This window comes from Streptomyces sp. NPDC057565 (assembly GCF_042801455.1).
In the GTDB taxonomy this organism is placed as follows: Bacteria; Actinomycetota; Actinomycetes; order Streptomycetales; family Streptomycetaceae; genus Streptomyces; species Streptomyces yanii.
Map to the genome: position 1 here is coordinate 32061 of NZ_JBHVFU010000060.1, position 14142 is coordinate 46202.

The following is a 14142-nucleotide window of genomic DNA, read 5'->3' on the forward strand; positions in this document are numbered from 1 at the left end:
GAACCCAGTCCGTGATGTTCCTTGTCATCGAATCCAATCGCCGCGGGTCACGACGGCGTCAACGCTGCTCGGCGCCACGGGCCGCCTTGCCAACGAAGTCAGTCGTCGCAGGTCGTAGGCATCCGCTCGGCTGACTTCATTGGCAACGGACAACGGCGGGGCCAGGGCGAGGATTGACACGTGCCATGCTGGAACTTCCGGTTTACGGTGGCGAGCGGGGAAAGCGGCAGGGTGAGGCCAGTGACACGGGCGAGCCGGACTAGGGTCTGGGACTGGTTCTCGTCCTCCGACCCCGGACTGTTGCGGCTGATGGCCGGCCTGCGGACAGTCGGCGCCATCGCGCTCACGCTCGCGGTCCTGGCGCTGCTCGAGGCCGATGTCAGCCACATGGTGGCGGGTGCCATCTCAGCCATGGTCGCGACCTTCGCCATCAAGGAGAAGCAACGGCGCGAACAGGCCATCACGCTCGCGCTCGGCCTGCCCGTGGCGCTCGTGGCGATGTCACTGGGAGCCCTGTTGAGTACCCGGATCGTCGCGGGCGACCTCGTCTTCCTCGCCTTGATCTTTGCCGCGGTCTACAGCCGTCGGTTCGGTGATCGCGGTACGGCCCTGGGGCTCATCGGCTTTCAGATCTATTTTGTGTCCCTGTTCGTCAGGGCCGCGGTCTCAGCGCTGCCGGGGCTGTGCGGAACACTGGTCGTCGCGTTCGTCTGCAGCGCGGTCGTGCGGTTCGGCCTGGTTGTTGAGACGCCCGAACGCATTCTGCTGCGACTGCGCGAGGCATTCCGCGCCCGCCTCGGCCAGTTGGTATCCGCCCAGATCGAGTTGCTCGTCGCCGGGCCGGACCACGTGGAGAAGGCGCTGGAGGACGTACGTCGGCACACCGCACGCCTCCATCAGAGCGCGATGATGATCCAGGGGCGGCTGGAGGAGGGCACCAGCGACAGCGCCACCGCTTTGCTCGTCCAGCGCCGTGTCGCCGACGCCGAGATCGCAGCTGAGCGGCTCGGCGTACTCATCCTCACCGCGCGCAGCTCCGAACGCGCCGATACGCTCACACTTCATCTGCCGCACGCGCCCGCGCCGGCGCCCGGCAACCGACTGCGGACACAGGACGACATCACCGCGACGTTGCGCCGTGATCTCAACGCGTTGCGCCTGCTCGTGGCCCGCCCGGCCTCGAGCAATCGTGGTGCCGCGGTGGCCCATCTGCGCAACCGGCTGCTCGGCTATCGGGACGAGGAGAATCTGCCGCGCACCTCGGTCCCCGTCCAGGACGTCTTCCGCGGCATCGGGGAGGCTGCGCGCGGTGTCATGGGCCTGCGGCTGGCTCTCGACGGGCCCCAGGACGAGTCCGACGACACGCCTGCGACGACGCGTTCCCGTGAGGAACTGGATGCCGAGGACGTCGCCATGGCGCAGGCCGAGGAGACCGAGCCTGTCGAGGATGTCCGCAAGGGACTGGAGCGTCCCACGACGCGTGCCGCGGTCCAGGTGTCGGTGGGTTCGGCGCTGGCCATCGTGGGCGGGGAGTTCCTCTCCAGTCAGCGCTGGTACTGGGCGGTGCTGACCTGCTGGGTCGTCTTCCTGAACACGGCGTCCACCGGGGAGATCCTGGTCAAGGGCTACCGTCGGCTGCTGGGCACGGTTCTCGGCGTCGTCGCCGGTGCCGGCCTGGCGGGCCTGGTGGGCCACCACACCTGGACGGCGTTCGCACTCGTGCTGGTGTTCGTCTTCGCCATGTTCTTCACCGCGCCGCTGTCGTACGCCCTGATGTCCTTCTTCGTCACGGCGGCACTGGGGCTGCTGTACACCCTGCTCAACACCTACAGCTCCGCGGTGCTTGTCCTGCGCATCGAGGAGACCGCGCTCGGCGCCGCCTGCGGCGTGATCGCGGCGGCCGTGATCCTGCCGGTGCATACCGATCGCCGAACCGACGAACTCCTCGGCACGGTGCTGACCCGGCTCGGTGTCGTCACCGATGCCGCGGTGGAGCAGCTGAGCGGCGGGCCCGCGCGCGATCTGCTGGACATGGCCCGGGAGCTCGATACGGCACTGGAGGATCTGCGATCCTCCACGCAGCCGTTGACCCACCCGATCACTCCGCTGCGGACCCGCCGCCAGACCGCTCGCTACGTGGTGGCGCTGCTGGAGACGTGCGCCTACCACGCGCGTTCGCTGGCGGCGACGGCCGAACTCCTCCCGAACAGCAAGAGCGTTGCCGCGGACCCCCTCCTGAAGGGGGCAGGCCGGCGCATCGCCCACAACATCGACGTCCTCGTCGCACGTGTCGAGGACGACGACAGCGACGGCGTGGTGGAGACGGGCGCGAGCCTGGCCTCCATGCTGGAGACGGACACGCCCGGCACCCCCCGGCACGACCGTGTCACGGACCGTGTCCTGCGGCATCTGCAGCGCCTGGACGAAGGGTTGATCGGTCTGGCCCGCCCCCTCGGGGTGGTGTCTGTCGCCACATCCGACCGGGCGTCGTCTCGGGGCGGGCGCGCGTAGCCGGGGTCGGCTGCCGCAGCTGACCTTCTGGTCTCGGCGAGGCTGGGGCGAACAGTCTGGGGTCGGCGGCAGTGGGGCGGCGACTAGGCCGATCACCCCGGCCGAGGCTCTGGCTCCTGGGAACACCTGGACAGGTACCCGGTGCGGCTGGAAACCTTCGCAGACCACCGACAGTTGGTAATCGCCGGGCGGTATAGCCGGGGTGAACAGACCGTACGCGTCGGTGCCGCCCTCCGTCACCGGCTGTCCCACCCGGTCCAGCACGGTGACCGTCGCCTGCATCGGCAGTCCCACCGGGTCCACCACCTGGCACTCGGCCCGGCCCGCTCCCTCGGGTAGTGGCAACCGTTCCGATCCCTACTCGGCAACTGCGTGTCCGTTGCACACGGACACCCGGGCCGCACGGTTCGCGAACGAGTGCGGATCTGGCCTGTCGATGTCCCAGCCGGGCTACGCCGAGGCGCGGCCGTTCATGGAGGGACCTGGCACCAGGCCGGCCAGCCACGCGCACCACAGGGTGGCCACCCGTCCTCGATCTTGGGCAGGTAGGCGTCGATCGCCCGGACCCGGTGTCGGCGGGCCCCGGGCGCCTGCCCGGCCGCACGCATCTTCACATAAGGCAGCAGTACCGGCTGGAGTCGATGTTGAAGAACAGGGGGCCCGTCTGGCCGCCACGCGACGGCCACCGCCACCGAATCCGCGTCCTGGCCTGGCTGACGGGCGCGGCTGATCACCGCGCCTGCCGGGGGCGCCATGAACAACGAAGCCGGTGCCATTGCCCGCCGGCCCCGCGCGAGGCCGCGTCGCCCAGGCGTGAGCGGCCGAGCGACCGTCGTCCACGGTGGGGGCGCTCACCGGTGCGTCCTCACTCCGTGGAGGCTGCCGGAGGGTGCGGGGCGACGTTGCTGACCTCCGGCATCGACGGTGTGGGGTGGCGACGTCGGCGTAGCCAGACGTACAGCATCAGGCACGGCAGCAGCAGTCCGACGACCGTGAGGTCGAGGAACGCTGTGAAGCTGTCGATGTGCCTGACCAGCCAGGCGAAGTTCTGCCCGAAGAAGCCGACCACGAAGGACAACGGAAGGAACACGGTCGCGACGATCGTGAGCCGCTCCATCGTGGCGCTCTGCTGGAGGTTGATCTTGTTCTGCTCGACGGAGACCACCGCGATGTTCGCCTCCAGGACGGTGGTCAGGAGATCGCGTTGGGCGGAGACCTCCTCGTTGACCAGCAGCAGATGGTCGTGCACGTCGCGGAAGTACGGCAGGAGCTCGGTCGGTGACTTGTCGGGCTGCAGCTGCCGGGCGAGCACGGCGAGCAGCGGGTGCACGGCACGGTAGAAGTCGGTGGCCTCACGGCGCAGGGAGTAGATCCGTTCGGTCGGGGCGACCGCCCCGGAGAACACCGTGGCCTCGATCTGCTCGATGTCGCGTTCGAGTTCCGCGACGACCGGCGCGTAGCTGTCGACGACCTGGTCGAGGATGGCCCACAGGGTTGAGGCGGTACCGGCCCGCAGCAGCTCGGAGCGGCGTTCGAGCCGGGCGCGGGCGCCGTGCAGCTCGCTGGCGATGCCCTGGCGGACGGTGATCACGAAGTGTTCGGCGAGGAAGATGCTGATCTCGCCGGTGTCGATCTCCTCGCGCTCGTCGTCGTAGCGTGCCGTGCGCAGGATGATCAGCTCGGTGCCGTCCTCGTACTGCTCGGCCTTCGGCCGCAGGTGGAATGTCCGGGCGTCCTCGACGGCGAGTTCGTGCAGTCCGAAGTTCTCGCGCACCCTGGCCATTTCCTCAGGACCCGGTTCGAAGATGCCCAGCCAGACAAATCCGCCCTGCGTGCAGCGCGCGGCCGCCTGCTCCAGCGACATCGCACCCTCGTGCTGCCGGCGCCCGTCGCGGTAGTGTGCGCAGTCGACGATCATGGCCTTCCTCCTTGCGTCCAGCCGACGTGCGCCACCTCTTGCCCCCCGGCGGCATAGCGCGCCGTACAGGCCTCACAGCAATACGTTGGTCTCTCCCGCGCGCAGACTCCCGGAGGCAACCTGCTCGGCGCCGCTGAATGCGCTGCCCGGGCCGGCACGGCCGGTACACCCTCACGGCCACCGTGGCGTTCGCGCACCGGGAGGTGGAGTGAGCCGACCGCATCCACCTCGACGTGAACCGTGGCTGCTGGTACCTCACCGCGTCCTGCCCAACGCTGCTCAGCGTGCGGCTTCACCACGCCCGGCAACCGGGAGAGCCAGGCCATGTTCGTGTGCAAGAACCCGGACTGCGGCTGGTCGGGCAACGCCGACCACAACGCAGCCCGGAACATCTTGCACCTGTACCGGATGGGCCTCGCGCTCATCCCGGCTGCCGGGAGAGCACTTCAAGTCTGACCGACCATGGAGGCGGGTTGGACGAGGCGGTCGAAGTCCTCGGCACTGATGTAGCCGGAGGCCAGCGCTGCTGCGCGCAGTGTGGTGTCCTCGTTGTTGGCCTTGTGGGCGATCGCGGAGGCCTTGTCGTAGCCGATCACGGGCGAGAGTGCGGTGACCAGCATGAGGGACCGGTCGACGTAGCTGTCGATCTGGTCCCGGTTGAGCTGCGCGCCCTCGATGCAGTATTCGCGCATCTTGGTGCAGGCGTCGGCGAGGATGGTCGCCGCGTGAAGGAAGTTGTTGATGATGACGGGGCGCATGGCGTTGAGCTCGAAGTTGCCCTGTGTGCTGGCGAAGGCGATGGCCTCGTCCTCGGACAGCACCTGGATGCAGACCATGACCATTGCCTCGCACTGGGTCGGGTTGACCTTGCCCGGCATGATCGAGGAGCCGGGCTCGTTCGCCGGGAGGATGAGTTCGTCAAGGCCGCAACGAGGTCCGGAGGCCAGCCAGCGGATGTCGTTGGCGATCTTCATCAGTGGCACGGCCAGCGCCCTCAACCCGGCGGAGGCGCCGGCCACGGCGTCCAAACCGCCCTGGGCCGCGAACTTGTTCTCGGCAGTGGTGAATGGGTAGCCGGTCATGGCAGCGATCTCAGCTGCCACCTGCTCGCCGAATCGGGGTGGAGCATTGAGTCCGGTCCCGACCGCGGTGCCGCCCATCGCGAGCTCGTACAGGCCCTCGGCGGACCCGGTGACCCGGTCGATGGCTTGTTGCAACTGGTGGGCGTAGCCGGACCATTCCTGCCCCACGGTGAGCGGGACGGCGTCCTCCAGGTGGGTGCGGCCGATCTTCACCACGTCGTGCCACTGTTGTGCCTTGGTCTCGATGGCGTGCTGCAGCGCCTGGACGCTGGGCAGCAGGTGCTCGTGGATCTCCTTGACCGCGGCGATGTGCATGGCGGTGGGGAAGGTGTCGTTGGAGGACTGCCCCATGTTGACGTGGTCGTTGGGGTGGATGGGGGATTTGCTGCCCAGTTCCGCGCCGACCAGTTGGATGGCGCGGTTGCTGATCACCTCGTTGGTGTTCATGTTCGACTGGGTCCCGGAGCCTGTCTGCCACACGTACAGCGGGAAATGCTCGTCCAGCTTGCCCGCGATGACTTCGTCGGCCACACGCTGGATCAGGTCGGCCTTCCAGACCGGCAGGCGTCCGGCGCGCCCATTGACGGCGGCGGCGGCCTTCTTGACGTATCCGTAGGCGTGGTAGACCGCTTTGGGCATGCGGTCGTCCCCGATGGAGAAGTGGATCAGGGAGCGTTGTGTCTGGGCGCCCCAGTAGCGGTCTGCGGGGACGCCAATCGCTCCCATGGAGTCGGTCTCCCGCCGGAAGCCGGTCGCGTGCAGTCCGATGGGGATGTCGAGGATCTTCGGGGCTTCGCCCTGACCGGCCGATCCGGCCCGGTCGGCGGCGGAGTGTTGCGTGTTCATGCTGCGGCTCCGTCGGTGTGGACCGGCTGCCACATGGCCTCCCGGACAGCCTCTGCGGTGTCGATCGGCTTGGAGGTGGCCACGCCGTCCTCGAGTGCCGCCTTGACCACCGCAGTCGCAGTGATCGCCGAGGACTCCCGAAGATTGTCCACGGGCGGCAGCAGGGACGCGCCCGGCCCCGACGGGGCGACCTGGTCCGCGACAGCCTGTGCGGCCGCGAGCAGCATGCCCGCGGTCACCTGGGATGCACCGGAGACGATGGTGCCCAGGCCCAAGCCCGGGTACAGCAGCGCGTTGTTGGCCTGCCCGATCTGGTAGGTCACGCCGTCGTATTCCACGGGTGGGACGGGGATGCCGGTCGCGACGAGCGCCTTCCCCCTGGACCAGGCGATGACGTCGGCGGGCATGGCCTCGATCCGGGAGGTGGGGTTGGAGATCGGGAAAATGATCGGCCGCTCGGTGCCCTCGGACATGGCCTCGACGACCTCGCGCGTAAACGCGCCATGTACGGTGGAAGTGCCGAGCAGGATCGTCGGCTTGACCCGGCGAACCGTTTCCAGCAGTGAGATCGCGCCATCGTGCCGCGCCCAGTCTGCGGCCTCGGCCGGATCACGCGCGTAGGGCTGCTGGAAGTCGCGCAGGTCGGTCATGTCCCGGGTGAGCAGCCCCTGTTTGTCGATCAGCCACACTTGTGCGGCGCCCTGCTTCGGATCCGCGCCGTCGCGGATCATGGCGTCGCACAACTGGTCGGCGATGCCCACCCCGGCGGTCCCGGCGCCGAAAACGACCAGTTTCTGGTCCCGCATCCGCACACCGCTCACTTTCACGGCCGACAGCGCGGCAGCGAGCGTGATGGCGCCCGTCCCCTGCATGTCGTCGTTGAAGATCCGGTAGCGGCCGCCGTACTGCTCCAGGATCCGTCGCGCATTGCTGGGACCGAAGTCCTCGAAGTGCAGCAATGCGTTCGGGAACATGGACGATGTAGTCTCCAGGTACTTCTCTATGAACGCGTCGTAGTCGGTGCCGCGGACGCGGGGGTGCCGGTTGCCCAGGTACAGCGGGTCGTCCAGCAGTGACTTTCGGTCCGTGCCCACATCCAACGACACGGGCACGACGCGCCGCGGGTCGATGCCGGCGGCCGCCGTGTACACGGCCAGCTTCCCGACCGAGATCTGGATCCCACCCACACCCCAGTCGCCGATGCCCAGGATCTCCTCCGCGTCGGTGCACACGATCAAGTCGACGTCCTCGGGCCCGATTTGAAGCGTGGCGAAGGCCTTCTCCATGTCGTCAGGCCGGTCGATGGACAGGAAGATGCCGCGCGGGCGCCGGTACTCGTGGGAGTACTTCTCGATCGCCTCGCCCACCGTGGGGTCGTACACAACCGGCAGCAGCTCGGCGAGGTGCTCGGCGAGAACCTTGAAGTACAGGGTTTCGTTGCGGTCATGCAACTGTTCCAGATACACGTTCTTGGCCAGGTCGTTGTCCTGAACCTGCATCTGTTGGTAGGCACGCTGAGCCTGCCGCTCGAGCGTGAGCACCCCGGAAGGCAGGCGCCCGGTAAGACCGAGGGCATCCCGTTCCTCCTGGGTGAAGGCCACACCACGGTTACGTAGCGGATCTACAAGAACGCTGGGGGTTTCCGGAGTCCGCGCGTGGCTCTCGGTCATGAGAATCTCCCTCTGTGCGAATGCCGTGTGCGCTTCGGCCGGGATGATCACGCGGGAACACTCCATGCCGCGGCCACCGGCAGGTCGAAGGGTGCCGGGGACGCTGTAGTGCCATGCCCACCACGCAGACAGCAGCCACGATCATCGCCGCAAGGGTCAGCGAGTATGCGACCTTGATCGGAACCTGTGAAGGTCGGAGCGGCCCGGGGCCCGGGGGAGTATGGAATATGACGCCGCCGTCCCAGTGCGGCGCTCGCTCGCAATAGCACCGCCCGGCGGGCCCACCACGCACTTCGCGTCAGACGCCTCATCGGTGCCACGGTATGAGTTCAGGCTAACTACCAGCCGACGGTCTGCGCGACTTCACTCGTCGACGCGCCGGACAACCACCACGGCCGCGGCGTCGACGATGCGGTCAGCTGTCTCCTCGGCGTTCAGTCCGTCGTGGAGGGCCGCGCCGACCAGGGGTCCGGCTCCCTCCAGTCGGTCCTCCAACGTCAGGCCCGGCCCTTCGACCACGTCGTCGGTGACCATGACCAGCGCGTTGTCCTCGTTCAGGGGGGAAGGTCTCCTCTGCGTAGTCCGTGCCGGGCACGACTCCCAGAACCGCTCCGCCCGCAGCGCAGACCGAGGTCCGCGGACGAGGCCGCCAACTGGTACGGGATCAGCAGGCTGCCCAGGTCGTTTCCCGAGTCCAACAGGTGCACCGACACCAAGTGCTCACCAGTTGCTGGATCCCGTACCACCGCATCCGACCTGTGCCGCCTGCGCACCGTTCCTGGGCAGTGAGCAGGAGTGAGTCCTGGCTCACCGGCACGCCCCGAACGGTCTTGGGCGCACTGGTCCTCCGCTTTCGCCTCCCGGTCGGCGACGCATATCCCGTATGCGCTCCGTCCCAGGCGGGCGGAATCCCTACGACCTGGCCATATGGGTGTGGCCAGAGGCGCGGGATCGCCCTCGAAGAACTGAGTGGCATCCGTGACCGGGTACGGCCTTCCCGCGACCAGCGGGCCACGGTCCTCCTGGCCGTTCCACCAGCTCGAAGAACACCTCCGGTACAAGATGGCCACATCGTCTGATCTGCGCTGACGCGAACCCGATGGCCCCCGAGGCCCAATCCGCTCGTGTGATGGAATCTCCACCGGCGCGGCGGGAGCGCGGACACAGCGCGACGGGCACGCTGGGACAGGGAGACGGGGGCGCTATGACGAGCGGACACGACACCCACGGGGCAGCCTCCGGCGCCCATCCACTGCTGACCCGCGCCCTCACCCGAGAATCCGGGCGGGCCTGGCAGCTCCTGGCCGCTGGGGAGTGGCGTCCCGCCTCGTCGGACGCCGATGCAGCAGCGGCCGTCCTGGCCCGCCTCACCGCCCCGCTCCCGACCCGGCGGGCTGCGACGGCACGGACGCCGGCCACGGACCGGGACCGACGGCTCCAACGCATCCTGCGCACCACCCTGCACCACCTCGACGCGGGCGCCGTCAGCCCGCCCACCGCTGCTCTCCTGGCCGCCGTCGCTCGCGCCCTCCTGCCGTGGCACGCCCACCCGAATCCACCGGCTGCGGCGGCAGCCCCGAGATTCGGGGCCGCGCCGAGGACAGCCGACGGCGTGGCGGTGCCGCCGACCGAAGCGGGCGAGGCCCTGCTCCCCGATCTGATCGCACTGTTCACCACCCTGGCCGAGACGAGTCCGCCCGAGGCCATCCGGCTCACGCCGCCGGTCGAGCCCTGGCAGGTCCAGTACACGGGCCGGTTCCGTCGCCACGGCAGACCCGCCCCCGGCGTGTGGACGGCCGAGACCGTTGACTGCCCAGGATGCGGCGGTACGGCCGGGCCGTGGACGGTGACCTGCGACTGGCGTCTGATCGCGCTGGGCTGCTCGTGCGGAGTCGTGACCCACGAGCACGGCCTCGCCTTCTCCGAGGTCTGGCTCCTCCTGCCGGATGCCTGACGAGCCCCGCGGCAAGCATGTCCCAGGCGACTACGGCCCAAGTGGCCGACTTGAACGCTCACTTGCCAACTGGAGCGACCACACCTCGGATCGGCAGTCCCGGAGTGATCCAACCGCCTCGAAGATCACTTCGTGAGGAGTTCTCAGACGGTGACCTGGGATTGTGCTGGGCTGAGTACATACACGGCGGTCTGTTCGGCGTGCGGGATGAGCAGGCCCTGCAGTTCCTGCGCTGCGGCCTTGAGGAGGTGGCCGTCACGGGCGGCGTGGAGGGTCTCGATGACGAAGGCCACGTGTGTGGAGTCCTCGGTGACGCGGGTGCGGTGGGCGTCGCGGTGGTTCCAGTGGCGGGTCAGGACGCCGGTGGTGTCCGCGTAGATGATCTCGCCGGTCTTGGGGTTCTCGGTGGTGTCGGGTTCGCCGAGCGGGGTGAAGGACTCGGTGCCGTCCGCGTGGCGGATGACGACATCGCCGGTGACGTGGTCCAGGTCGAAGGCGCCGACGGGCAGGCCGTGCTGCACGGAAACGCCGTTGTAGGAGTCGACGGCCGGGTTGATGCGCGGCAGGGTCCCCTTCTTGGTGAGGCGCCGGCCGAGTGCGTCGACGCTGGGGCGGATGCGGCGGGGGTTGGTGCCGAAGGAGCGGTAGGCGGTATGCCACGCCTCGATGCGGGGGTCGGTCTCGTCGGCAGGCTGCCAGGTGCCGTCGGCGAGCTGTTGCTCCAGGTCCTCCAGGGCGGTGGTGGTGTCGGGCCAGGGTTCACGGCCGCGCAGGCCGGTGGCGGTGACCAGGGCGATGAGGGTGTCGGGGAAGTCGTCTGCGACAGCGGGGGTGAGGTGGAAGGCGGTCATGGGTGGGGTTTCCGTTTCTGTGCCGGGGTGGTGTGCGGGGTCAGGGCTTCCAGGGGCCGATGCGGTCCAGTCGGCGGCGCTGCTGGAGTGCGGTGGGGGCGTCGAGGCCCCGGCCGCGTGCGGTGAGGTGGTCGGCCACGTCGGTGCGGTGTTCGACGGGTTTGTGGTCGTCGTATTTGAACTTCGCGACTACTTCGGTGATTTCCAGGTGCAGGCCGCGGATGCCGGGCAGCATCCGGCCGTAGGGCGGCTGGTCGACGGTGACGGGGGCGTGGTCGCCGTCGGGCTGGAAGTGGGCGAGCTGGCGGCGCAGCAGCTCGGCCTTGGCCTCGGGGTCGTCGACGATGTTGGCGCGGCAGGTGAACTGGACGGCCGTGTAGTAGCTGGTGGGGACGCCGTCGGTGGGCGGGGTGTCGGCCTTGGCACGCCAGGGACCGGGGATGAACGCGTAGTCGCCGAAGACCGTGAAGAGGACGTTCGGATCGTGCTCGATCGCCTTCCAGACCGGGTTCGGCCGGGCGAGGTGGACCAGGAGGTGGTTTCCGTCGCTGGTGAAGTGGGTGGGGACGGCGACGGGCGGGTGGCCGGGCAGGCCGTTGACGCTCAGCTGTCCGAAGTCGTGGCCGTCGGCGATCCAGGTCTGCCATTCGGCTTCGTCCAGGCCGGCGTCCCAGGGTTGGATGAACATGCTGCTCTCCTTGCGTAGACGGCGGAGGGGGCTGGGGTGGTTCAGGTGAGGGCGAGGAGGCCGACGGCGGCGGCGGCGGTGCCGAGCCCGACGAGCTGGCCGCGGTGGATGCGTTCGGCGAGCACGCCGCGGGCGAGCAGGACCGTGCCGGCCGGGTAGAGGGCGGTGATCACGGCAACGACGGTGAGGTCCCCGCTGCGGGCTGCGAGCAGGAACAGTAGGTTCGCCAGCGAGTCCAGCACACCCGCGGCTGCTGACATCGCGTACGCGGGCCGCGCCGAACCGAGCTTGCGGTGCATCAGCCCGGCCGCGGCCAGGGTGACGGCAGAGGAGACTGCCCGGCCCACGATCAGTGGAGCGACTCCGCTGTCGGACGGCGCCTGGTGCAGAAAGATCAGCTGCAGGGCGATGGCGGCGCCCGCGCCGAAGGCCAGCAGCAGCGCGGTGCGTGAGGGGCGCGCCGAGCCCGCACCGTGTCCGGCGCTGACCAGTACCACCGCGACCAGGGCGAGCGGCAGCCCCACCAGTCCGGCGGCGGCCAGGTGCTCGCCCTGCAGCAGACCCATACCGACGGGCAGCGCGGCGGACACCAGGGCGGTCACGGGCGACAGCACGTTCATCGGACCGATCGCCAGGGTGCGGTAGAGCAGGGCGAACGCGGCGGCCGAGGCGACCCCCGACGCGGCACCCCAGCCGAGAGCGCCGGTGCTGAAAGAGGCGCCGAGGAATGGCCACAGCAGCAGCTCGACCGCGAGGCTGGCCGGGGCCGCGATCATCACGGTACGCAGCACATGAGCCTGGCGGGCTCCGAGGCCACCGAGGAAGTCGGCGCACCCATAGGCGAGTGAGCTGCCCAGGGCCAGCAGCAGAGCGATCACGCTACATCCCTTACTATTCAATGGAACGACTGAACCGTACAGCAGATCGACCAGTGAGTGTCAACCGAACGACCGCACGGTGCATTCAAGTGGTCCACTTGTGAGGATGGTGATCAGATGGCCGAGACGGCCGCAGCCTTGCGGACACTCGCGCACAACGTCAGAGCGGCCCGCACCCGCGCCGGTCTGTCCCTGGACGAGCTCGGCCGGCGCGCCCAGGTCAGCAAGGGCGCGTTGGTGGGATTGGAGAAGGCCCAGGGCAACCCCAACTTCGCCACCCTGGTCCGGCTGGCCGACACTCTCGGCATCTCGGTGTCCGCGCTGATGGAAGGACCGGCCGAAGGTAGCGTCCGTGTCGTGACCGCCGACGCCGTGGCCCCTCTGTGGACCGGAGCGCAGGGCAGCGAAGCCCGACTCATGCTGACGACCTCGGGCCCGGCCCCGGTCGAGGTCTGGCGCTGGCAACTGGAGCCTGGCGAGGAGTACCCCAGCCACCCCCACCAGGCCGGAGTCGTGGAAACCGTCAGTGTCACCTCCGGCCGGATGACCCTGGTCGTCGACGGCGCCGAGCACCCCGTCGAAGCGGGACAGACCGCTGCCTTCGGCGGCGATGCCCCCCATACCTACCGCGGATCCGGCACCGAAACCTGCCACCTGATCATGACGGTTCACCTGCCACCCGGCCCTGCCCCCACAACCTGACCCGCGCAGTGCGGTTCAGCCTGGCGATCCATACGGCCCCCGGCCTTGCAGATCACCTGAACCGGCGGTAATGCCATACCTGTTGCGCTTGCTGATTCGCCAAAAAGATTGACGGCGCGGCTGCGCGAGGAGGGCGGAGACGCCGAGGGCGCGGAACGACTGTGGCGATTCGGGCTGGAGGCTGACGGTTCTCCAGCGCGGCAGTGGTCGCAACAGAACGACGACCGTCGTCGGGACGCCGATTACGGTGTGGTGGGCGAGGGACGGCAGCTGCCGGCCGCGTCGGCGGCCTGCCCGGCCAAGCCTCGCTGTCCCGGCCGCCAGTCGCTGACCGGCGGCCGCAACGTCGCACACGTGCTGGCGCCCCGGCTCTCTCTCGCGCGTTCAGCATCACACCACGGATGGAGAGGTTGGCGCGGCGGTGCACGTAGTGGTCGGCGAGTGCGACGGCTCGGCCGTCCTCCGTCCGGTAGAGCGCGAGCGGCTCGCCGGGGACGGTGCGGCCCAGCAGCTCGCGGCCGACCTCGGCGGACCACACGACGATGTACCACTGGTCGCGGGCAAAGCCGGAAAGGCTGGTGGAGAGGCTGGTCATGGCGGGCGTCGCTCCCTGTCCTGCGCGGCGGAGCGCCGAGGCTCCGCCGCTGTACGACAGGGTGCTGACCGGCCGTCCGGCCCACAACGCGACTTCCGTCAGGCGGAAGCGGGACCTCGATGTGCGTCGGGTTGCCACCCGAGGGCCCGGGAGATGCCTCGTCCGGCCAGCCGGACGGCCGGAACGAGCGCAGGTGTCCCGCGCGCCGGCCCACGGGACAACGACCGACACCGCCGCCATCACGTCCCCGCGTGGCCCGCGCACCGGGGCGGCCACGGACAGGGCGTCGTCGGTGATCTGACGGTCGCTCACTGCCACCGGACCGGTGATCGTGTAGGGGGAACGCGGTCGGCTAGCTCCGTACTTCGCGGGTGGCAGTGGATGGTGGGTTCCAGCGGCAACGCGCAGTCGTCTGGCCTGCGGTTATCGGCGACCATCCTGTTTGCG

At 69.1% G+C, this 14142-nt stretch carries 11 protein-coding genes and 2 pseudogenes; 4 read left to right on the top strand and 9 right to left on the bottom strand.

From position 1 onward, the window contains the following. Window positions 1-309: 309 nt before the first annotated feature. Window positions 310-2511, top strand: coding sequence for an FUSC family protein (locus ACFU8W_RS43580; RefSeq protein WP_384050221.1), 2202 nt, complete (start codon window positions 310-312; stop codon window positions 2509-2511). A gap of 865 nt (window positions 2512-3376) precedes the next feature. On the opposite strand, the gene ACFU8W_RS43585 is transcribed toward ACFU8W_RS43580, so the two are convergent. Beyond that, on the bottom strand, window positions 3377-4429 hold the full coding sequence (locus tag ACFU8W_RS43585; RefSeq protein WP_384050193.1) for a magnesium and cobalt transport protein CorA: 1053 nt from the start codon (window positions 4427-4429) through the stop codon (window positions 3377-3379). A gap of 267 nt (window positions 4430-4696) precedes the next feature. Here ACFU8W_RS43585 and ACFU8W_RS43590 point away from each other — a divergent pair. Continuing rightward, window positions 4697-4885 (top strand): annotated as a pseudogene (locus ACFU8W_RS43590) (zinc ribbon domain-containing protein); the annotation flags it as partial. Here the strand turns inward: ACFU8W_RS43590 and fumC are convergent. The 3 genes from fumC to ACFU8W_RS43605 all read right to left on the bottom strand — a co-directional run bounded on the left by fumC (window position 4876) and on the right by ACFU8W_RS43605 (window position 8561). Beyond that, window positions 4876-6357, bottom strand: coding sequence for a class II fumarate hydratase (gene fumC / locus ACFU8W_RS43595; protein ID WP_384050196.1), 1482 nt, complete (start codon window positions 6355-6357; stop codon window positions 4876-4878). The pseudogene ACFU8W_RS43590 and the gene fumC sit on opposite strands and share 10 nt — an antisense overlap. Beyond that, a complete protein-coding gene (locus ACFU8W_RS43600; protein ID WP_384050199.1) occupies window positions 6354-8027 on the bottom strand; it encodes an NAD-dependent malic enzyme in 1674 nt (557 codons plus the stop codon). The genes fumC and ACFU8W_RS43600 overlap by 4 nt, the downstream gene beginning before the upstream one ends. 363 nt (window positions 8028-8390) lie before the next feature. Next, window positions 8391-8561 carry a hypothetical protein gene (locus tag ACFU8W_RS43605; RefSeq protein ID WP_384050202.1) on the bottom strand — a complete coding sequence of 57 codons (171 nt, stop codon included), beginning with the start codon at window positions 8559-8561 and terminating at the stop codon, window positions 8391-8393. A gap of 670 nt (window positions 8562-9231) precedes the next feature. Between ACFU8W_RS43605 and ACFU8W_RS43610 the strand changes: the two genes are divergently transcribed. After that, window positions 9232-9981, top strand: coding sequence for a hypothetical protein (locus ACFU8W_RS43610; RefSeq protein ID WP_384050205.1), 750 nt, complete (start codon window positions 9232-9234; stop codon window positions 9979-9981). A 143-nt stretch (window positions 9982-10124) separates the two neighbouring features. On the opposite strand, the gene ACFU8W_RS43615 is transcribed toward ACFU8W_RS43610, so the two are convergent. Genes ACFU8W_RS43615 through ACFU8W_RS43625 form a run of 3 tightly spaced genes read right to left on the bottom strand, consistent with a single transcriptional unit; the run spans window position 10125 to window position 12398 of the window. After that, window positions 10125-10832 (bottom strand): B3/4 domain-containing protein, encoded by a 708-nt coding sequence (locus ACFU8W_RS43615; protein WP_384050207.1) that lies wholly within the window; start codon window positions 10830-10832, stop codon window positions 10125-10127. Between the two features lie 40 nt (window positions 10833-10872). Continuing rightward, entirely contained in the window at window positions 10873-11520 is a 648-nt protein-coding gene (locus tag ACFU8W_RS43620) for an FMN-binding negative transcriptional regulator (RefSeq protein ID WP_384050210.1), read from the bottom strand. Window positions 11521-11561: 41 nt separating this feature from the next. Further along, a complete protein-coding gene (locus ACFU8W_RS43625) occupies window positions 11562-12398 on the bottom strand; it encodes an EamA family transporter (RefSeq protein ID WP_384050213.1) in 837 nt (278 codons plus the stop codon). 117 nt (window positions 12399-12515) lie between these two features. On the opposite strand from ACFU8W_RS43625, the gene ACFU8W_RS43630 reads away from it, so the two are divergent. Then, window positions 12516-13100, top strand: a complete 585-nt coding sequence (locus ACFU8W_RS43630) for a helix-turn-helix domain-containing protein (RefSeq protein ID WP_384050216.1) — start codon at window positions 12516-12518, stop codon at window positions 13098-13100. Between the two features lie 52 nt (window positions 13101-13152). On the opposite strand, the gene ACFU8W_RS43635 is transcribed toward ACFU8W_RS43630, so the two are convergent. Both ACFU8W_RS43635 and ACFU8W_RS43640 read right to left on the bottom strand, forming a co-directional pair. Beyond that, complete coding sequence (locus tag ACFU8W_RS43635; protein ID WP_384050218.1) at window positions 13153-13695, bottom strand: Rieske 2Fe-2S domain-containing protein; 543 nt, start codon at window positions 13693-13695, stop codon at window positions 13153-13155. A 98-nt stretch (window positions 13696-13793) separates the two neighbouring features. Continuing rightward, window positions 13794-14037 (bottom strand): annotated as a pseudogene (locus ACFU8W_RS43640) (IclR family transcriptional regulator); the annotation flags it as partial. Window positions 14038-14142: the final 105 nt, after the last annotated feature.